17 protein-coding genes are annotated in these 22287 nt (G+C 34.7%); 2 read left to right on the forward strand and 15 right to left on the reverse strand.

What is annotated here, in order from left to right; genetic code table 11:
- Positions 1-8: 8 nt before the first annotated feature.
- From V179_RS29370 to V179_RS0125260, 15 genes are all read right to left on the reverse strand, one after another.
- Positions 9-1535, reverse strand: coding sequence for an S-layer homology domain-containing protein (locus V179_RS29370; RefSeq protein WP_051405133.1), 1527 nt, complete (start codon positions 1533-1535; stop codon positions 9-11).
- A 270-nt stretch (positions 1536-1805) separates the two neighbouring features.
- Positions 1806-2786 (reverse strand): hypothetical protein, encoded by a 981-nt coding sequence (locus V179_RS0125195; RefSeq protein WP_028393926.1) that lies wholly within the window; start codon positions 2784-2786, stop codon positions 1806-1808.
- Positions 2773-3327 (reverse strand): hypothetical protein, encoded by a 555-nt coding sequence (locus V179_RS0125200; RefSeq protein WP_028393927.1) that lies wholly within the window; start codon positions 3325-3327, stop codon positions 2773-2775. The genes V179_RS0125195 and V179_RS0125200 overlap by 14 nt, the downstream gene beginning before the upstream one ends.
- A gap of 4 nt (positions 3328-3331) precedes the next feature.
- Positions 3332-3709, reverse strand: coding sequence for a hypothetical protein (locus V179_RS0125205; RefSeq protein WP_152534823.1), 378 nt, complete (start codon positions 3707-3709; stop codon positions 3332-3334).
- 35 nt (positions 3710-3744) lie between these two features.
- A complete protein-coding gene (locus tag V179_RS0125210; RefSeq protein WP_028393929.1) occupies positions 3745-4218 on the reverse strand; it encodes a hypothetical protein in 474 nt (157 codons plus the stop codon).
- A 36-nt stretch (positions 4219-4254) separates the two neighbouring features.
- Positions 4255-6297 (reverse strand): hypothetical protein, encoded by a 2043-nt coding sequence (locus tag V179_RS0125215; protein WP_028393930.1) that lies wholly within the window; start codon positions 6295-6297, stop codon positions 4255-4257.
- Complete coding sequence (locus tag V179_RS0125220; protein WP_028393931.1) at positions 6294-8147, reverse strand: ATPase, T2SS/T4P/T4SS family; 1854 nt, start codon at positions 8145-8147, stop codon at positions 6294-6296. Before V179_RS0125220 ends, V179_RS0125215 begins: the two co-directional genes overlap by 4 nt.
- Entirely contained in the window at positions 8144-8959 is an 816-nt protein-coding gene (locus tag V179_RS0125225) for a hypothetical protein (RefSeq protein WP_028393932.1), read from the reverse strand. Before V179_RS0125225 ends, V179_RS0125220 begins: the two co-directional genes overlap by 4 nt.
- A 19-nt stretch (positions 8960-8978) precedes the next feature.
- Positions 8979-9707, reverse strand: a complete 729-nt coding sequence (locus V179_RS0125230; RefSeq protein ID WP_028393933.1) for a hypothetical protein — start codon at positions 9705-9707, stop codon at positions 8979-8981.
- Positions 9704-10636, reverse strand: coding sequence for an SAF domain-containing protein (locus V179_RS28745; protein ID WP_051405134.1), 933 nt, complete (start codon positions 10634-10636; stop codon positions 9704-9706). The genes V179_RS0125230 and V179_RS28745 overlap by 4 nt, the downstream gene beginning before the upstream one ends.
- A gap of 53 nt (positions 10637-10689) precedes the next feature.
- The gene (locus tag V179_RS0125240) at positions 10690-12189 is read right to left on the reverse strand and encodes a hypothetical protein (protein ID WP_028393934.1); all 1500 of its coding nucleotides are present in this window, start codon (positions 12187-12189) and stop codon (positions 10690-10692) included.
- 268 nt (positions 12190-12457) lie between these two features.
- A complete protein-coding gene (locus V179_RS28750) occupies positions 12458-13276 on the reverse strand; it encodes a hypothetical protein (RefSeq protein ID WP_152534824.1) in 819 nt (272 codons plus the stop codon).
- Between the two features lie 155 nt (positions 13277-13431).
- Complete coding sequence (locus V179_RS0125250) at positions 13432-14313, reverse strand: hypothetical protein (RefSeq protein WP_028393935.1); 882 nt, start codon at positions 14311-14313, stop codon at positions 13432-13434.
- 224 nt (positions 14314-14537) lie between these two features.
- Positions 14538-17144, reverse strand: coding sequence for a type IV secretory system conjugative DNA transfer family protein (locus tag V179_RS28755; protein ID WP_051405136.1), 2607 nt, complete (start codon positions 17142-17144; stop codon positions 14538-14540).
- A complete protein-coding gene (locus V179_RS0125260; protein WP_028393936.1) occupies positions 17137-18444 on the reverse strand; it encodes a replication-relaxation family protein in 1308 nt (435 codons plus the stop codon). Before V179_RS0125260 ends, V179_RS28755 begins: the two co-directional genes overlap by 8 nt.
- Before the next feature lie 1399 nt (positions 18445-19843).
- Here V179_RS0125260 and V179_RS0125265 point away from each other — a divergent pair.
- Positions 19844-20248, forward strand: coding sequence for a hypothetical protein (locus tag V179_RS0125265; protein ID WP_028393937.1), 405 nt, complete (start codon positions 19844-19846; stop codon positions 20246-20248).
- Positions 20241-21698 (forward strand): FtsZ/tubulin family protein, encoded by a 1458-nt coding sequence (locus tag V179_RS0125270; RefSeq protein ID WP_028393938.1) that lies wholly within the window; start codon positions 20241-20243, stop codon positions 21696-21698. The genes V179_RS0125265 and V179_RS0125270 overlap by 8 nt, the downstream gene beginning before the upstream one ends.
- Positions 21699-22287 lie beyond the last annotated feature (589 nt).

A 22287-nucleotide genomic window follows, 5' to 3' on the forward strand; every position in this document is an offset into this window, starting at 1 on the left:
CCCTCTGTTTATAGATCAATATCTCCGCCTAAAGAGAAGTTACCAATATGAATTTTCTGGAAATCTAACATTTTTCTTACTTGTAGTCCAAGTAGTTCTCCAGTTTCTTCTACTCCTACATAATAGATTCCATTAGCATAAGTTGGAGTATAAGGTAGAGTGATAGATTTACCGTTTAATAAAGCTTGCTTGCTATTAGGTGTAATTTCTAAAACATTATTATTTACTGTCATTTTTAATTTGGTAGAAGATGCTATAACGTCTCCAAATGATTTAAACAGTGATGAATCCACTAAAAATGAATTAGAAGATAATACAGGTGCTTTGCTTAGTACCTGTGTGTTCACTTTATCTTTTGTATTAACTACAACATTTTTCGAATTAATATGGAGGTCAACTAAAATTTGACCGCTTTGAGTTGGTTGATAAGAGAATACTTTATCTTCAAACAGATCATACTGACTATTTTCATAGCTAGGAACATAAGTTAAAGACTTTCTTGGTGGTACAATTCCGTCATTCAAATTCTCGGTTGTTTGTGAATGATTCAAAAACGATGTTCCTGTAATTGACACTAGTTCACTTACTGGGAATGTGTTTGGTATTGCAAAAATCGCATTAACAATATACCCATCCACAATTGAATTTTTGTAGGCAGGGAATTGAAACTGTTCGCCTATTAGTATTTTTGGATCTACACCTGCTGCGTTGTTAATGTCATAAAAATCTTGAAGTAAATCTATTACAAAGAATCTATCTCTGTCTAGAGCTGGAACTACCTCTCGGTAAACAATTTCTTGCTTGCCGTATTTTTTCAACAATTGCTCATATGTAGCAGTAGGATCATGTTTTACAACCTCTCCTGTTACTGGAGGAACATTTGGCGTCTCTGGCTTTACAACAGGTGGCGCTACATAGTCCGGGTCTAGATTAATAGATCGATGTAAAAATACAGCATAATGCGCTCTTGTTACAGGGTCATTTGGTAAGAAATTTCCGTTATTCCCAACTGTGACTCCGTTAGACGCTAAGGCTTTGATGTAATCACTAGCCCAGTGATTAGAAGGTATATCTTTGAAAGTGGTATTAGATTTGGCCTTTAAATCAAAAGCTAAAACCAAGACTTTAGCCAATTGAGCTCGCGTTATAGGTTCTTTTGGTTTGAACTTTCCTGAAGAACCTCCATCAAAGATTCCTGCACGCTGAACTGTTGTGATTGCATCATAGTAAGGCGATGATTTAGGAACATCAGAAAACGATACAGCTGGTTTAATTGCAGGTAAATCCAACGACTTTGATAATAGTAGTGCTACATGTTCCCTTGAGATCGTAGCATTAGGCTTAAATGTATTATCCTTATAGCCATTGATGATTCCTTTTTCTTTCATTTCATTAATCATTTGGTATGCCCAATGAGTAGGTGGTACATCCGTAAAGTCTTTGACAGCCGCTTCTGCTTGGATTGGTGCAACTACAGCAGGTGTAATCGTTGAAGCCACCATAGCTGCTAAAAAGATTGATGAATTTTTTTTCATATTAAATCCTCCTCATGTATTTGTTCTTCTTTTCTTTTATCGGCATTCAGCTGAGTATGATTACCTAAAAGAACAAGTATCCTTACTCATATAATATAATATTATATTATGAAATGCAATAAAAACAAAAGAATAATCTCTCCCCCTTTATCCATACAAAAAAAGAACCACCCTCAAAGACAGAACAACAATGTGTTCTGCATTTGAGGGTGGTCCTCTTGTAAATGCAAATTAGAATGTACTCTTATTATATCAAACTGACTTAAAACGTCAATTTCTTGAACAGGATTTATAAGAGTATCCTTTCTTTGCAGCTTGCTTTGCACTAGAAAATATTTCATCAATCGGATAGGTAGTCCCACAATTCTTATTCTCTCTATAATAAATCTTTCTTCCGTCTACAACACTACCAAAAAAGTTTGTTGTTTTAGTTAAACGACTGCCTGCAAAGGAATAATTATTATATATAGAGTCTCGTTCTAAGGGAACTCCTTGAATAAAAGCAAAAAAGCTAATGTCTGAAACACTGTTATTCCAATCTTCTTGCGAAATCGTAGGTAAAGCAAATGTATAATTGATCCCTAGTTTTCTTGTATAGGTATTATGCTCATTTATATAATACGCCAATTGATCTTGTAAAGTATTCACAATGACCTGACGGCGAATGACCTCAAAGTTGGGTGCTGTTAAAAGGGGAATCGTTACTTGGGGAGCAATCTCTAGTCTTGGCCCTGAAACCCATTTTTGTAACGCTTGATCATAAACTTGTACATATTCATCTATCGAAAATTTAATGATATTACCAGTAGAATCATGATAAGTAAAAGGAATTTCCGGCAGCCAAACACGTTTCCAAGTAGTTGTGCCATGTTCATTCTCGTATTTATCAAAAGCATTAATATGCAAGCCATCATAGTCAATTACGCCAATGACAGGGACGTATCTAGAGAGAACATCTTGTCCAATGGGTTCAGCTGCACCAAAGTTCAAATTAAGCGTTTCAAAGAAAGAGGAAAGGGCTTCTTCTTTATTTACATGGTTGAACTTAAATGTTCCATATCCACTTTCGAAATTAGCATCTGAATTCATCCTCATAGTAAATGCTCCATCTTGAACTCCAGCTGTTAATGCAGAATTATATTGATTAGTTAATTGTACAGTCTTCGTAACTCCTTCATCTTTCCATTGAATTAAAAAGAAGAGCGGCACCATTAAAATGATGAAGACTATCGCAAAGTCAGTAATCTTCATTTAGAACCATGCCTCCATATGGAATCTCAAGGATTGCTTCATTTCCCGTTTTTCCGAATGTGAAAAATTCTCGCATCATAGAAGATTTAGTTTTGACCTTATTTGATATATTTACTTTAAATCGGTCTCCAACATGTAAATAATAGATTCTAACATTTGAATCTTTATCCTCTGTGGTATCGGGAAATAAGGTTTCAAGAATTTGAGACTCATAATATTCGTCGTATTGGACTAAGAAATCTCCAGTAAATGTAGAAGATTGGGCTGGATCGGTATGTACAGGTGTATAAACCTTTTCTTCGTGCGTCATTTCTATATCATATAAATAAGACCCAATTTCTAACGACGATTGAAAATCTTCATACATGTCAGGTGTGATATATCCCTTGTTGCGTACATTATCTACAAAAGTAGTAACCGATTGATAGGCATGGTGATATGCTATGGAGTCTTGTTTCTCAAAAGATTGATAGATGGGTAACCAAACTATCAACAAAATGGCGATTAAAAAGGCAACTATTTTTGATATTGGATTACCCATTTATCTAAACCTCTTTCGTAAATATAATTTTCTTTATCGTACCATCAGGATTTCTCTCGATCTGTTGTAAATAAGAAGAGGGTAAATCAACTATATTTTGATTATTTTTAACATCACTGTCATTTAAAAAGGTTACATCATCTACCTGAATAGGTGCTTTATTGGTACCTATATCGATAAGCTGACCAATCACCTGTGAACCAGAATATAAGGGTGCTTTTGGTATTTCTGTGACCTCAACAATCGGTTTATAAGGGTTTTTTATTTGGTCAAGACCCTTTGATATATCTTGTAATTGAGGAATGCTAAAACCTATTCCAGAAATTAAGATTGTCAATGAAAAAAATAAGCCAATGGCTCTTTGTGGCACGTTCATATACAATCGGAGCGGGAAACCCGCTCCGCCTCCTTCAAAAATTATTTTTTCTCTTGAACAAATTTAATTGCGCGAATGGCATTGTTACTATCACGTACGATGGTAGCGTTAAACATTCCGCTTGGATTAACATAATTGGAATTTGTTTCATCACTTAAATTACTTGTATCCACAGAAGCTTTTGCTAAATTATTAACTGAAGATGCATTACTGTAATACCAAGTACCTGTACCATTACCGTTTTTTCCAGTTTCAATGTAAACACCAATATTACCAGCTTCACCTTCAGATTTGAATTTACGAACGGCATTAACAACTTGTGAACCAGAAACTTTAGTATTATCATAAACCAAATACTTTTGATCTTTTAACTCAGCTTGCAAACCTGAAAACTCGGTTTGAGCAGATTTTGAAGCTTCTGTCGCACTTCCGTAAACCATAACGAATAATGTAATCAGTCCAATCGTTAAAAATAACCCTGCTCCAAAAAATAACGCTTTTTTTGCTGCATCCATGTAAACATTCTCCTTTTCCTCTTTGGGATTTTTTTATTACTGTATTTGCATCAACAAGTCTCCTGACTCGGTAATACTGATGTAAAGGAATGGTGCAATTAAATATAGACCAATGAGTATGTATACAGGCGCTAACCCTAATACTTCTCCAAACCAGGACTTTTCTTCAATTGACCTTTCATTGATCTCTTTACGTTGTGCAATGTAATAGTCTCTTTCAACTTCAGAATCATTGAATGCTTGCTTAATAGAGATACGCACAACAGAGAGTTCTAACCTTGAGATAATTTGATTAAACGGTTCGAATGAAACCTTGTCCTTCATGTTCTTTAATGTCTCTTCTGGACCACTATCGAATTCCTGTAGACATTCTCTAAGCGGCTCCCTAAATACGACTGAAAAGCGTTCCATCCATATTAAAATCGTTTCAACACTCATCCGGTCAAATTCACGTAAAACACCGATAAGAATGTAAAACTGATTAACCTCATTTTCCATTTCTTTCTTGCGCATGAACCGATGGAAGTAAAGAATCCAAACTGGCAACTGATAAGAAAATAGCGCTACAACCATCGCCAAAAGGACTTCCCACCATTTCACGAAAGCATTTTCTATTTTAGAAAACTTAATCATGATACGTTTAGTGATCGTTTCTACTTCTTGGTCATCCTTTTCTAAGCCCATCTGTGTCGCTACAAGTTTTTGAACATCTGATTGATCTGGAGCTTTCCATTCCGATGTCTTTAACAAAATTTCGCGGTCGAAAGCAGTTAATGCTTCATTTCTAGCTATATCATCCTCAGCTTGCTTTCCGATATAAAAGGAAGCAGGAGTAGATTTATACAAAACATCGTTTTTTTCATTGAAATGAATGATAAAGGTCGTGCTTATCATAAAAGCAGCGCTTAACAATGCTAAAAGAACTCTTTGTAAGTAAAGCCATTCAATTTTCATGGGCGAATTGGCTTCTTTAATCAATTTGGTCAGTTTATAATGCGTCTTTTGATAATAGTGTGGAACTAGTAAATTAATAAACTTAGAAATTGGTTTATATTTTAAAAGCCTTTCTTCCCAAGAGTTTCTCTTTACAGTAGCATGGTATTTTGGTTCAGTTACTTCTTTCATTTTCCGAATTAAAAGGAAAGAAATAAATACAGATGCATAGACGATTATTTGAGAGAAAACACCAAACCAACTATCGTAAAAAGCGCCTAAAGAAGGAAAATATGTGCTTGCCCAGTACTTGATGGGTAATGCAAAGAACATGGGTATAATGGCTACTACAGTAAGTCCTTTTAACTTATAGCGTAATTTATTTCTAAAAAGGATCTCATCATTTAATTCTTGGGTCATACTCGTTAATCCACGTAGGAATGCAGAACCTTTATCCGTTTCTACATCCCCCTGCTCTTTAATTAACACTAATAGTCCTGCTATGACTTTTAAAAACCGATTAGGAGCCACGTCTTCATATTCCTGTAAAGCTTTGTTAGGCTCATGTGACAGTAATATTTCATACATACGGTCCGCTTGTTTTTTCATAACAGGGCCTGACATCTGCATGGCTTCATAAGCGGACTCATCAACCATTTTTGTTTGCTGATAAAAATAGCGAAGGTGACCTAAATATTCTTTTGTCTGTACTAAAAGTCGTTCCTCTACTCGATAAACAAATAGATCGATTAGTACGGAGCTTAAGAACGCTAAACCAATCAGTACCCAAACCATGATGTTCCAATCGGGTGCAAATACAGCAAAACCTGTAAGGATAACAGCACATAAGATGGTAATCGTGAAAATAGTTGTCATAATTTCACGACGTAGCGAATATTCATCTACACTCGCAACGGTCTCCATCTTTCTACGAATGGTCTTAACTAGCTTCTTCAAAATAGGAATTCTTAAAAAAAGGACGTAAGCCTTTTGAGCTTGTACATTATAAAGAGATTTAAAATCACTCTTTGGTTTATCAATGTATTTCTGAGCATTATCACTGGGTGAACGCATTTCTAAAATCATATATGCTGCGTAAAATAAGATTGCTAGTATGATAAAGGCTAGCAAAACCACTTCTATCATTCGCTAGCCCCCCAATACTCGTTTATGAAAGAGCGGAAATCACTTTGTAATGCGATAGGTAAATTTCTTAGCATATCCTCTTGCCGTTCTTTGCTGATAGGATTTACAGCTTCATAACGACCGTCTATAAATTCCACAATATTTCGCTCACGGAATTGGCGACGTTTCGTTGCTTGCCTGAAATAGGTAGTAGCTGCTTCATAAAACATTTCTTCCTTTGATAGTTCGTTAAGTGCAGGTAGCGCTAATTCACTTTCATCGGTATTAACAGGAATACATTCTGTAATTCGTTGAATATACCGGGTCCCATCGTAATCACGTTCAATATGAATATCAAATTCTAATACGCTCACTACTTGTTGCTCTGCAATGGATTCGTTAGAAAACATTCCTGTCTTTAACAAACTGTTACGTATAGAATAAATTAAATCACTTAATGTCTTAGAGTGATGAGAGAATAGTGTGAAGAGAGAAGCGACTTGAGAACTTTGAATCATCAAAGCGGCTACCTCATCAGTAGCTACCTCTCCAACAATGTTCACAGCACCATCCGTTTTCTTTTGCAAGTCCAATCCTTCTTGGCCGCTTACTATATCAGTTTCTTGAAAACTTAAAATGTTTCGGTCTGGATATAGACGTCGTAAATTCAATTCAAAAGAAGTCTCTTGGATCCGTAGTGTAAGTGATTTATGAATGTATTGAATGAGTGCCATAAGTAAGGTGGTTTTCCCTGAACCCTGAGAACCTGTGATGGCAGTAATTCGATTTCCCGCCATTAAAAAAGACATTAGGCGTATAGGAAGGTTTTTATTTTCATGAATCAGCAACTTTTCGATTTCAATAGTAGCTGTATCAAACTTTCTTATGAAAAATGCCCAGGACTCTGCAAATTTCGGACGAACAACTACGACACGTGAACCGTCAAACATTTCATTGATTAGGTATGGCCGGCTTTCTGATAATTGACCTGGATGATTATACTTGTAAACATTTTGCACAACTCGTCTTAGTTCTGCTTCATGTTCGAATGAAAGGAATGATAAATGAATGGTTTTCCCTTTAAACATGAACCAAACGCTATCAAATGATTGTTTTTGCAATTTTAAACGGTCAACCAGTAGTTCTTCATCATCGAAGTTTTCAAGGCGTTTAGGGAGACCAGATACTCCTCCAGAAACACCATCAATTTTCATATCTCGGATTTCGTCTATAACTCCAAACCCTTTATATTGAGCATAAATCCGTTGAGTAATAATTCTGAGCTTGTCTTCAAATGTTAAATTCTTAACCTTTTTCTTATAAATCTGCCGAATTTCGTCTGCAGTGACACGAAACCCTCCATCCTCTTTTTCTTCATCTAAGTGATTTTCTGTCATGAACATAGAAAGAGCATTGAATTTATAAGATTTTTGATAAATAAACAGCAGCGTATCAAACATTTCACGAACAGACATGTTCTGTGGCTGATCGAATGGTATTGTGATATTTACGTTTTGTTCATTGAATCCATACTGCTCCTTCAATAAATCATATAAAAACTCTTTTACATAAGTCTTGCTGTTGATATCCCCTGTATTACACATTTTTAAGGATTCTTTTAATTCATTCAATCTACGGGTTTGACGTATAAATGCTTCTTCAGCTAGCCCTAAATTGTAAAGATTCACACTTGTCATTTCATTTATTTTCTTTTTCACAAAGGAATGGACTTTATCCAGTTGAAATGTTTCTTGTTCCAGTACTTCATCTGACTTTGTCACCTTTTTTTGACTCAACAAGCGAATTACAATGAAAAATATCACAGATCCTATTAATAGGAGACTTAGAACGATATTCACTTCCTGTGTCATGACCAATCCTCATCTTCTTTTTCTGCTTTATCTAGCTGAAGTTCTTTTTTTATTTGCTTATTGATCATCCGTACTTCATTCATAAAATGATAAGAATAATCTTTTTTAACACTTTTTACAGCCCGATAGAAAAACTCTTGTGTTCTTTGGTTATTAAAAGCATCTTTATAGGCCGTAAAATAGGGAATACTATAAATGGGCACTTTAACACGATATTTACGCTTGATATTCTTTAAAGACAAACTACTTTTCTCATCATATTGACCAATAATGATCATATAACGAGTAAAAAGTAATTCTTCAGGAATAAGATCGCCATTAAAGAACAAATCTAAAACATGTGCATTTTGCGGTAGATTTACAATCACTAAGTCTGCTTCACTGAGTAAAGTAGATGTTATGAAGTTTCTTTTACCGCTGTATGCGTCAACCCAAGTTAATTCATAAGAACTTTTGGCAATTGCTAAAACACTACGCCACACTTTTTCATGGTATTCTTCCTCTATGTTTCGTTGATTTCCCGGTAGAAAGTCAAGACGATTACGAATGATTGTGTCGGTATAATCTATAATTGCATCTTCTTTTAATAAATTACTTTTAACTAAACGACCTAATGCTCCGAACCCTTTATCATCAAACTGTCCTTCTTTGTCCTCATTAAATATTGACTCTAATGGAGAGTTGTCAAATTGTGTATAAGTTAATAATGCTTTATATGAATTATCAAATGCCATGGCAGAAGCAAGTGCCACTGTATTAGTAGTATTAGCTCCTTGTCCATGTACTGGACTCCAAGATACAATCGTACTCAAAAAAAACTCCCCTTTCTGATTATTCTGCAGTTAACAATTTACGAGGTATTCTCATAAAGGAATGGTTGAATACACTCATAACTTCTTTTTTGTGTAAACCATAAATAGCTGTGACGATAGAAGTTAGCGCCTCTTTATAACCATTTGATAAACGTTTAAAAGGAATTTGTAGATTATGCTGCATGATAATTCTTAGTTGTAAATCTACTTCATCAAATTCAATTTCTATCGGTAGAGATTTCCATTGAATTCGATATCCAGTTAATTCGTCAAAAAAATCAGGTTCTAATTTATTTCTAACATAGTAACTAATATGGAAGAATTCGTTATTACCTGTTTCATCAATATAACGAGTTAAGAGTTGCTTATCCTTTTGCATATTCATCCTTTCGTAGTCACCTACATAAAGTTGAGTGTTTATACCTGACCAATCAGCAAGAGAGTTCTGTAGGTTATCTACATCAACAAGAACAACATCATAAGTGGACAGTTTTTCATCTTCTTTTTCAAGTAAGGTATTTATACTGTTCCAATCCTTAACACCGGTTAAAATATCAACTCCTTGAAAATCGTATAAATATCGATCTTTTCCAAGTGTCGTATACCCGTCTCTGTACAACTGCTTTTCGGTGGAATCTACCAACAAAACCTTTTTATCAAGTCCAGAAAAAACATGGGATAAGTACATTCCAAAATCCGTTTTATCTCGAGTACCTAACATAAGAATATAGTGTTTTTGTTGCTTCATTTTTCCTTACCTCCTTCAGCCTGTGTAAATATGTCTTCTTCAGTTGTTACTTTAGTTTGCTCTTGTCCATCAGTATTGGTTTCAGATCTATCAGCTTTTTCATTTTGACGTAACTCTTGTTTAGTTGTTGCGTCCATTTTATGTAATTGGTCCTCTAATCGTTTTCGATTTTGTTTTTCAAGATTTAATTCTGCAATGCTTACAATATTTGGGCTTTCAGTAATGAGTTCACGTACATTTGCTTTTACTGGATAAGTGACATTAGAATTTTCCTGTACATATCCATCTACATATTCAACTGCATAAATTTTAGCTTCTTCCATATAGGCATCTACGATAGCCGAGGACATCATCAGAATTTCGCCTTCATTTAAATTCATCCATACTGTCGAATCAGTTAAGTCTTTAACCTGTTTTTTAGATAAAAGAATGTAGTCATCTCCATTCGGGAATTGAATTCGTAGATCAACGAATGCTTCTTTTTTTAGTTTTGTAGGTAAAACAACAAAATTATATTCAATTTCCCTTACATCTTTTTCTAGCATTTCTTCTCTATAAGTCGTTGCATTAGTTAAAACGCTATTTGCTTTTAAATCGACTTTTGCATAAAGTCCACTTGCTAATAAAATTTTGCTGGCGATTAAATCTTTTGAAGCGGCCCGGTTAGGGACAACTACTTCTTGAATCATATCTTGCGTGATCTTTGTACCAGCGCGAATATCATCTTTCACAGAATAAGCTTCTACATTCGCATCTGCCCATTCTTCATATTCTTGAATCTTTTTATCATATTGAGCACGTAATGCTAATTCCTTTTTTTGAGACGATTGATACCAGATTGCCCCAACTACCGAAGCTATGATAAGCATTCCTAAAGCTCCCCAAAGACCTGCTATAATAAGCTTTTTTGTTCTTAACCGTATATTCAATCTTCTTTCCTCCTTGTTTAGGCTGCATGTTAAAATCTTTGTATTTCACTTATTCAAAACAGAAAAGCTGCAATAATAGCAGTCACTGCAATACTTGCAATACTTGCGATAACAATCATTGATTTGGAAAACATGGTCTTTTGTTCTTTCAGATAACCATCTAAGAATTCTTCAATGGCATCATCCGCTTCCGTATCAAGTTCATAAGGATTAGGTACAGCGGGAAACATTTTAAATTCCTCAGAAGGGAACCTATTCTTTAAGTCTCGAATACTTTCTTTGTTTGCAAATGGGACCAAATAGGTTAGACCATCCGTTTTAGGGATTGATGTACGAAACTCTTCAAGCCAATGTTGTTTCCATTCAAATGGTGAAGTAATAACGAATTTTAAATGGGCTCGTAAAAATTCCTCGATAAAAAAGGAATCTGATAATTCACCTATATCTAGTACCACATATTCATATTTCGAGAAAATCTCACCTAAATTCATGGAATTGCGATACTTATAATGTTCAATTCCTTTAAGCTCAAATGCTTTAACATGATTTATGTACTGACTCTCTCCTTCATATAAAGAGTGAATACGGTCAAAATCTTTTGACTCATTCCATTCAACAAGTGCAACCGAATGTTTTGTAGAAGATAAGTAGCTCGCTATACTTTGAGCAATGTGAGTAGCCCCTATATGAGGTTTCACACCTGCTACCCCTATTACCATCGTTCCTACAACACGATTTTGAACGTAGATCTCTTTAGGTATAGGCATGAGGTCTAATATATCTTCACTATTAAAAGAAGGCATTCTTATTCTTTGCTTATTACGACTACTCCTTGATCCAGGTTCGTCTATGGGTGGAGTTTCTTCATAGGTTTCAGCTGGCTCCCGCTCTGATTCATGAGTTTCGACAAGCGCAACAGCAGCTTCAGCTTCCTCCATTTTTTCCTTGCTTTCCTTATCAGCGGTCTGTTTTAGTTTTTTCTCAATTCGTTTGTTTTTGAAATCTTTCAAGTGACCAGAAAGTTGTTGAGACACATTATGAAGAGCATTTTTAACTAAAGTCGAATGTTCGGTCTCCTGTTCTTTGTCCTGTTCTTCCTTGATTTCTTCAAATTCGACGGTGACTTCTCCTACTCCAAACTTTTGTACATTAGCAAACTGAGCGGGATGATTTAACTGTTCAACGAATGATGAAGCTGAAATTTGACGTTCATTAAAAATATCTAATACATTCCTGGCGACTAGCTGTCCTAAGAAAGGATCACGACGATCTCTTTCACATAGATAAACAACCCGTATTTTATCGTTGTAGGTTATTCTCCATGACTCAATAAGTTGTAACATTTCTAGGTCTTTTATATCTTCAGAATGTGAATTACTAGGTAAATAAGTATCATGAAGAATCAATATATTAGGTTTTTCAGCCTCCATGATTTCCTTTAAGTAATCTCTATGGAGAATATCATTATTACTAACATCAAAACTTGCTTCTACTAGAAACTTACGTAAAATATCTGCTAAATTTGGCTCACCTACTGCAAGTAAAACACGCACTTGCGTTCCACCTTTCTATTTATCTCAGAAAAAGCAAAAATACCCCAGAAAAGTAGAGACCGTTAAGGCTTTCTACTCTTCTGGGGTATTCCCATTTATGGTTCATTAAGTTTTCAATTGGGAAGGGAAATGTTTCCGCATTTCCCTTTTTTCTTATTCAAAAGTCAAAAAACTATTGAAAAAGAGTGTTGAACTAACGTTATCATGGAAAGTCATAGTATGTCAATTTCTTTATTGTATATTTATATCTATATATTTTATACTTTTTTTACATTTGTTTAGGTGCCAAAAACGGAATGCGTATTCTCTTCAATCCATCTTGGTTAACAGTACAAAAAGCTTCAGACATACCCTTTTCTTCTGAAATCCATTCATTGGACAATAACCAAATATCAAACGGGAAAGTATGTAGACGAATTTCTTCTTGAATAAATTTAGCCATGCTACTAGACGAAACATACAAGCATACTATTTGAAGATTAGCTTTCGAAAAGCCATCTATTTTAAAATATTTGTCACGTTCATATAAATAGCGGTACACTTCAAGTTTTGTACGGTAATAACCGATGAAGTTTTGTGCCATTTGTGGACGTTCCATGAGTAGCTGTATCTCACCTTGAGGAGATTCAAGCTTTGCAACAGCTAATGGACTTCTATACTTAGCGCTGCCCCCGATATAAGGATTCCAACTCCAACCTCTTAGTACACCAGCTTCTACTGATAAACAGCGCATTTCATTCATAGCTACATACCTTTGAATGGCTAATGAATTTTTGCTCCACTGTTCTGGTTGTGTGAAGGAATGCTCAGGGTATAAATGATTCATCAACTTATACCCCCCAATCCCTAGTGTAAAGGGAGCGGGTGGTTTGTAAGAAATTTCATCATCCTCTTCAAAAGCAAGATGGCTTTTATGCCGTTCAACAAACCCATATTTTCTTAAACTTTTAAGGGTCGAACTCGTTTTTGAGGCTGACTGCCTCTTACTTAAGTAGCGCCGTAACTGATTTTCATTTGCACATATTGCATCACCAACGATTTTCATAACCATCAAAGAATCCTCTTTTAAACGCCCTTGATGAATCATTTCTAACCCCTGTTCAGCACGCGTAATTGCAAAATAGTCATCGGGAAGTGCGACACTGGACTTAAAGTTAGGATGGTCCCAAAAACATAAGGTCTTATCCTCTCTCGGGAACAGCTGAATTGCATTGGTGAGCAATTCTTCAGTTGGCTCTATCATTATTCAAACAAAAAGGAACCTAAGTCTTTTTTCTTCCGCTTCCCGCGCGGGTAGTTAATAATCATTAGTTTACCTTTTCGTTCTTCAGCATTAATGGAGCGGACACGACATGTGACAAAGTCACCTTTTTCTGGTTCTTCTAATGCTCGTACTTTTCCAGCTTTAAGTACAACTCCATTTTCTACTTCAACAAATAAGCCATGAACTGGATGTACTGCTTCTACTCTACCTGCTATGAGCTGACCGACTTTCAATTTAGTAATAAAATCAAATGGATCTGGCTGTGCTAGTTTACGGGAAGTACGAACTAATTTCTCGTTTGGTTCAATTTGAATAATTTTAACTTGTATTTTTTCACCGTTCTGTGCATCAACGATTGGTCGTTCTGACCAAGACCATTCACTACGATACATATAAGCATCTTGATTGTTAATACGCAAATGAACGACACCTTTTTGTTGATTATATCCCACGACAATTGCATCATACGTTTCATCTTGCAGGCTGTCGTTTTTATCTAATTCGATTAAATCATCCCAAAAACTATCTCGAATTTGTTTACCCGCTTGTTTTTCTGATAATAGTGCCATCTGTGTAGGTTGATCTAATCTTGTGATAATAAAGTTTTGAGTTGTTCCAATGAATCTAACCATGGAACTATAATCTCGATCCCAGAATTCAGAAGCTGGGCAATAACCAGTAATCCCTCCAGGTAAAGCGATAATTAGTGTTTCTTCCTCAACCATTTGAGTTTGTCCATTACCTCTTATTACTGGAATCTTCATGAAAGATGAACTTCGAACCACACCTTGAACGATTTCTCCTATTCTAGCCTTTCTCGCTAAATCCTCTAATTCCTCTTGGTCATTCCATGATTTCATGTATAAACCACACCTTCCGTATTGTATATTTACGACTCTTAAAAACCATTTTTGTCGAATCTACAAAAAAAGAACACCGCCTAAAAGACAGCTCCAGATAGAGCCGAACTTTAGGGGTGTTCCCTATTAGATATTAAAATTAGATTCGTGTTCAATAGCTACATTTTACAAATCCATTCAGCTATGTGCAAGTGTTTTCTCATATTTTATATGTAATTGAAAGCTTACATCTCTTCAAAAATAGTATCAATCAGGCCTTTTTGTTGCTCAGGAGACATATCACTTTGTTTATATGGACTTTCTTTTGATTCTGATTCTTTTTGTTTTTCTACTACTCCTATATCGATAAGTTCATCATTTTGATTAGAATTTTCTACTTTTGAAATGGGTGTTTTTAAAGCAGTCTGCCAATCTTCGAGATCTCTTTCTTTTTCAGGAGATACCACGTTGTCATTTTTAGTTATTGTTATGACCGGTTGTGGTTCTGCAGCTGTATAAATGACAGGATCACGTGGATGCGGTTCTGCTTTAAAAGTTATAGCACGTTCCAAAGATTGTTCAATGGCGAATGTATTATTTTGTTCAACTATATAATCTTCTACTTGTAAAACCTCAGTTTCTTCTATGCTTTTAATCTGGCTCTCTTTATTTTCTGTACTCTGAACCTCTTTACCTTTTTCTAAGAATAAGCGCCGCTGCTCTATCCAAACATCTAAACTATCAGGATTTACTTTGTGTTTTGATTCTAAGAACTCTTCTTTAGGTACAAAGTTGGCATTAATTTGAACTACAGGCATCGGTTTATTATTTACAACAACTTTTACAGCACATTGGAATGCTTCCTGGTCTATAATATCGCCTGTGCTCATTGCTTGCTCTTTAGTTTTCGAATAGGAAGAACCTGAGCGGGATACAGGATTTTCTTGAAGCGGAGAAACAGACATTTCAGATTGTCCTTCTGAATATACATATTTCTCACCAAACATTTCAGAGAAATATTTAGCGTCATAGCTAGGTACATCCCCATATACCATACGATTCCGCATTGTACCGATAATGGTAGTCATGTAATATTCCCCAAATTGTTCAGCTAATTGTGCAATGGTTTGATATAACAAGGTAATAATTACTTTGTACTTCCTAGATTGAGCTGGGAACCCTTTAAAAGCATTGTATAAATAGTCCGGTGCTTCATCAACCAGGATATGATGAAAAGATGAAACCATAGGTGGTCTACGAAAACTTGCATTTTGAAGATTCATTAAAACTATTTTCCCTAGAACTCGATGTAGATTTCCTAACTCACCCTTTGCAGTATTGACCAAAAGGACTCCCCCCACAGACATGTGAAGATCGAAGTCAAAATCACTTTTACCAAATAGTACTCGACGAAGCAGAATGTTAGCTCCAATATCGTTTAAGATATTTCGTAATCCTCGTACATGTTCTTCTATCGCATCGTAATATAAAATTTCACCATCAGCATTTCTTTCCGCGATTCCCTGTCTATTTTGTTTTGGTAGTAGATTTTGTGTAAACCAATCATCTATACCCTTAACAATGTTCCAATAGTTCCGCTCATCTCTATTCTCATAAACATTGATATCTTTAGGGATTCTTTTTCGTAGTTTCTTGTGCATTTCATGTACAATCTGTGGATTGTCGTACATTTTTAATAGATCATCTAATTCTACGTCTTTTTCTTCATCATGCAATTTTAATAGATAGATATAATGCTTGAGATGGTTTCTTTGCGCTTGTTCAAAAAAGAAATTCCCTCCATCTTTGGAATCGTTCAAACCAGCAATAACTAAGGCAAAGACTTCAGCAACTTTATCGACGGGGCCGCGCATAGCATTGATGGATGGAGAATCCGGGTCGAGTGGATTAATGTACGTAATCGCCTCATCGGGAATTCCATGTGCCTTAACTAGTTGAAAGGTTTTCATACAGAGGTCATTTGAAGGTTCAATTACTGAAATACCGCTCATATATCTTCCTTCAACCTCTTCGGTATGAAAATCCTCTCTTTGGTAAATTGAAGGATAATCATTTATGAAACTCGTCACATGATCTAAATCCATTTTTAGTGTAGGCAAACCAAGCGCGGCCGTTTTCCCTGTTCCTATCGAACCTACTATACTAGTATTCAGTGTGCGGTCTCTTCCTGGTATAGTTACCATTTCTTTTGTTTTTGAATTAAGTCCCAATTCTAGGTCTGGCCACATTTCTTTGTTTTCAAGTTTTGAAAGTTTTTGTTGCCATTTTCCTGCCCATTGGAATTCAAAAAAAGCTTTATTTAACTCTTGATCATGTTGAATATATTTGCCTAATAAGAAAAGTGCAATAAAGCCCAATAAAATGATTGGTAATGTTAGCACCATTAAGAAAAATCCATTCGTCTGTTCAAATACGATTGATTCAAAAAATCCGCTTGTTTCGATTACATTGTTCAGTCGTTCTTCAAAAAATGGAATTATACGTAACCTTGCTTGTCCCATTCCGTAGGCAGCTAGGCTCCCAATAATACTAAATAAAGTTACATAAAAAGTAATAACTCGCATGGCCTTCTTTTGATAGAACTTGATTCGTGTACTCATTAGCCAACTTATGACATTAATAATGGCTAATAGAATACAAATAATGAGTGAGGGGGTCAGATTGCTACCGAATAAAAAAGAAGCATATGTTACATTCTCCCCTCTTATTTGGGTGGCAATCATTGATGTCACTTTAGACCACGAATAGAACATACTATATAAGGTCACCAAAAATAAAAAAGTAACGATATAGAGCGGCAATCGGTGCTTCCAAGCTGAGCTTTTATTCAAATTGACTCAACTCCTTTTTAAAGGGTGATTTGACTCGTAACATCTTTTGTATCGGTTGTTTTCTTTTCAAAACCTCTTTGTCACTGATCCATACATTCGTCCAATCCGCTCCATAAATATCTGCTTCTGCTTGTTCATACTCTGAATAGATAACGATTATACGGTCTATTTTTTCTCCATACCTCGACTGACCGGTTGTTCGTATATGATGCGATCTTAGACGTTGATATGTAGATACCGCTCCTTCTTCTCCAAATATAAAAGCAACATCATAGTAATGTTCAAAATGATCTAATCTGTAAATGAACTCAGCTTCTAATAATTCAGTTCTCGAGATTCCATAAACCATTTCAGGATTTAATTCTTGAAGACTCAAAAAATATTTACTAGATTTTAATTCCTCTAGCCATCCAATAGTATTCCACTTTCTGATTGATTGAGGGAGCGGATTTTGATTGGATAATAACTGATATATCAATTTGGGGGTTCTTTCTGCAGAAAGCACATAAATAGATAAATTCCTTGGCCATTCTTGTACAGGTAACATTGATTCTTTTAAAGCAGCAACTCTCCTTGACCGATCTTTGTTATCCACTACAAGTTGTACACTTGCATCCATTACAGAAAAAATGATCACAACCTCTTCCTCGGGCTTATCCTCGGCATAATCGATATAGCGGTCAATTTTAGAATTAATCACTTGATGTGATTGAACACCAGAATCAAACTCTAAAAAAAGGACTCGTTTCCCTCTTCTAAAAAACCAATCAGGGACAATGGGAAGAATCCCCCCTCCATGTTCTGCATTTATCAAAAGCCTCTCATCATAAACTCCCCTACCATGTTCTACATCAGGAAGATTATTTTCCTCAATACGTAGTTTAGATTGGAAAGCCAAAATCGAGAGTGCTCCATTATGGTTTTTCGGAATAGTCAAAAGGGATAGGCGCCGCTCAAGGTCCATATACTCTTCCTCAGGTAGGAGTTCTGCTTCTACCAGCGCTAATATACCCTGTGTGCCTATTTTGTAATAATACCTATACGGAACAGAGTGTGTGTAACTTACATTCTGTTGCAAACGAATTAAGACTCCATATTCAACAAACTTTCTAATTCTGTTTGTAACCGTATTAGGATGTTGTTTCTTTTGTAGAAAATGCTGCAAGTAGTTGTGAATTGATTGAGCGTGAACAACACCATGTATAGCAATTTCATAAAGCAAAGATATTTCCCTATTTGAAAGTTCTAATCTTTTGTGGGGGGTTTTCCCATCTAGCACCACACATTTTTTACTGTTCAAATTCCTTCTCCTTTCCATAAAAAAAAACACCCTATCCAAATTCAGCATACAATCCTTGTGTACGCTGTGTGTGGACAGGGTGTTCCTGTTTGTTTGATATAAATTTCAAAAATGAGTATACCATTAAAACCAAAGTGCTGCCATGAAATTTAGAAATCCCCTTCTTATAAAGAGTGAGAATTTGAAGAAAAAAGATGTACTAAAACAGTGAAAATAATTTCCTATAATTGTAATATTTTTTGAGAAAATAGGACATCTTACCTTAGGGGTAGTTGGGCTTCTAAACACCCTAAAAAACCTTATGTACCATGTGTTAAACTTGCCTTGACACCAAATGAACCCCACCAAATGCACTTTATCCGCAGAAAGTACATTTGGTGGTACCTTAATTTTCTAGTCAAAAATACACCAAAATCCTTAGATACAAAAATAGATATTTAGAAAGTGATTTAAGCCTGTATTTTAATTAAAATAATGAATCAATTATAAACGGGATTGTTAACGTCAGAAAAACAGAAGCTAATAATTATTAATAATTTACTTTGAGATGTTCACTAATCAACTCCATTAAAATGTCAGAATCAATCCCCTTTCTAATCAACTTCTTTGCAATTACCCCTAAGTATTTTTACCAGATTCGTAACCCATTCAATTGCTAATTCTCCCATCTCTGATACTGAAACGACCTATTAGTTTTAAATCGCTGTAATGACTTAGACTGTCAAAATTTCTTATTCAACGTGATTTTTATATGTAAACAGTTCTAATCCTTCAAATGTAATTAAATGGATTGCTCTGGTCTTATTTAGTTAGCTTTATTGACAAAAATTATGTAGACCAATATTTAAGTTAAATAACCCTTAAATTACCGACTTATCGGGCAGTAGTCCCCCACCTAAAAAACAAGTAAGTTGGTGACAACTGCCCGTAAAGATCCGGTTACTCTGATTGACTTTAATTATTCAATAATTGGTTGAAATAATACTCAATAATTTCAACTAATTTAGAATAAACTCAATATAGATACTACATTAAGATACTTCATATATTTTGAATGATAAAAATCAAAATAATTGCTTATATGTAAGGTTTATATATAGTAACTATATTTAGTAACTATATGAATAATTATAATCTTTTAAGATGTTAAATTAGCTAAATAATTTGTAATTAATCAGTAATATTCTTAATTTCCCCCTTCTAATAGAGTTTTCATAATAAAACTACACATAAAACACCTTAAAACAAACTATATAGTTACTATATATAGATACTATAAATATAGCTGTTATTACAACGTTTGTTTAATTTTTGTGAAGAAAAATATAACTTTTTAATTGTAATAGTATCTCAATTAAGATACTATTATCCTAATAAAGAAAATGAAGGGCGGGTCGATATGGACAAAGAGATGAATCAAAAATACAGCAATGTGAGTTTCCCGTCGGATATCGAAGAAATGTTTATCGATATTATTAACAAAGATTTAGTAAGTAAAAAAGTTTTAAATTACATAACTCGGATTAGACGAGAACAAAAAAAGGCAGTTACTATCATTGATATAGCCGAGAATCTTAAAATTGAAAGAAGAGTTGGGATTAAAAATGGAAAAACAATGCAATATGAAAAGCGATTTGCGGCGATTGATCGTAAAACCGTTGAACGTTCTGTTGATAAATTATCCGGTATGTCCCTCATCTCTTATGAATTGATGAAACCATATAAATTACTATCTCCTACACTTCGAGGAGCACAAATAGTACAAAAACTTCAATCCCGAAAGGAAGTAGAAAACAATGGCTAAATCATTTATTAAAAACAAACCAGCTATTAATATGACAATCGTAGGATTTGGTAATGCAGGATCACGCATGGCAGATGAATTTGCTGCGTTTAGTTCTCCAGATGGTAGCATGTTATATAACTGCTTGGCTTTAAACTCCAATGATGGCGATTTACAAGCACTTAAAAACATCCCGGAATCTAGTAGAGTTTCTCTTAATCTTGGTGGTTTAGGTAAAAATCCTCTAAAAGCAATTGAAATTTTGAAAGAAAACGAGGATGCAAATGAAAAACTCAAATCCTTTATTCATGATAAAGTACGGCCAACAGATGATTTAGTTCTCTTCTTTGCAGGGCTCGGTGGTGGAACTGGTACAGCAACTATTGTTAAAGCAATAACTGAATTTTATGAGTACAACAATAAGCCATTAATCAAAGAAGAGCTTATGAAAATCCAACAAAGTGTAGGTCAAGATGACTTTCTTAATAACAGGCAGAAATATATTAAGCAGGCTTTTAAGGCTGCGGAGTCAAGATTCACAAAAATTGGTGTAATTGTAACGCTACCTCTTAGAACAGACGGCCCTGATGTTCTATATCAAGTTAATGAATTTTCACAAGAAATATGGAAAACGGCTAAAGATGCTTCAAAAGGAATTGCCTTTGTAATTTTTGGGGATAATCAAGTGTTCAAAGATGAATTCGATAAAATGCCCGCTAATGAACGGGGAAAAATTGATAATTATCGCGATTACGGAAACAAACAAATTTCAGAAATTTTCCATGAGTTAAACACTGCTACTACTGGTGGTGGAACATCGGTACTTCTGGATTCTCAGGATTTTAGAAGAGCAATCATGGAACAAAGAGGAAGTTTGGTGCTATCTAAAGTAGAGGCTCCTATGGATCAATCAACCAATGCTGACGATATTACCAATCTATTTAAAAAATCATTTAAAAACAGCAATCTTCATCAACCTATTGATGTAACAGAAAAATTAGAAGATGGTTCCATTGTTGCTAAAAAAGTACATCATGTAGGGCTACTCGCTATATTGGATGAAAAGAAAGATTTAGGAAATGGTGGGTTCTTGGAAGACGCTCAAACACATGTACATGAAATACTACCAGTTAACGGGACAGTTTTTAGTGGTTTCCTTAAAGAAAAAAATGATTTTAAAGCTTCAATTTATACCTTTTACAAGGTAGATGGACTTCCAGCCAGATTGGAACAAGGTTTAGTGAATGAATATAATGAATTCATGGAGAAGAACAAAAAACGAGTTTATAAAGATACAACTCTTCAAAGTATTCAACGTGACGACGATGATGATTTTGATCTTGATTTAGACTTGGCAGATTTCGGCATGGCACCCTCTACATCTGATAAGAACAACTCAAAAAAAGAGTTAGAAACAGTCCCTTCATTAGACGACTTGCTAGATAACATTAACTTTTCTGATGAGGACTAATTAACTCAATGAAAAATGAATCATTATCTTTACCGCCTACGGGCGGTTTTTTTTGTTGGTTTATACGAATCTATTCTTTTTTGATTAATACTTACTCTCATTTATTTAATTGCCCAATAATTATTAATAAATCCAACTCAATCAAAGTCAATAACTCAATAAACCTACGAATATCAATGTTTTTCTTCTAGGTTCAGCTGTAATTGTTTTTTGTATCGAATGGTTATTAATAATTGAATAGCACATCGCGGAATCATCCAAAACTCAATAATTATTGAGTTATTGAATAATTGGGTTTTCAATCAAACTCAATAACTCAATAAACCCATGAACATCAATGTTTTTTCTATGTTGAGCTGTAATTAATTTCTGCATTCGGAGGGTTACTAATTATTGAATAACCAATTATTGAATCGTCTAATTCATAATAATTATTGATAATTGAATAATTGGATTTTCAATCAAACTCAATAAGGCCAATAATGATTGCTATTAAAGGGTTTTGGAACTAATAGATAAATAAAGATCGTTCAATAATTCAAAATCCAATTATTAGACTTGGTTCAACTCAATAATTGAATAATCAATT

Source organism: Bacillus cihuensis, from assembly GCF_000504145.1.
Taxonomy (GTDB): Bacteria; Bacillota; Bacilli; order Bacillales; family DSM-1321; genus Peribacillus; species Peribacillus huizhouensis.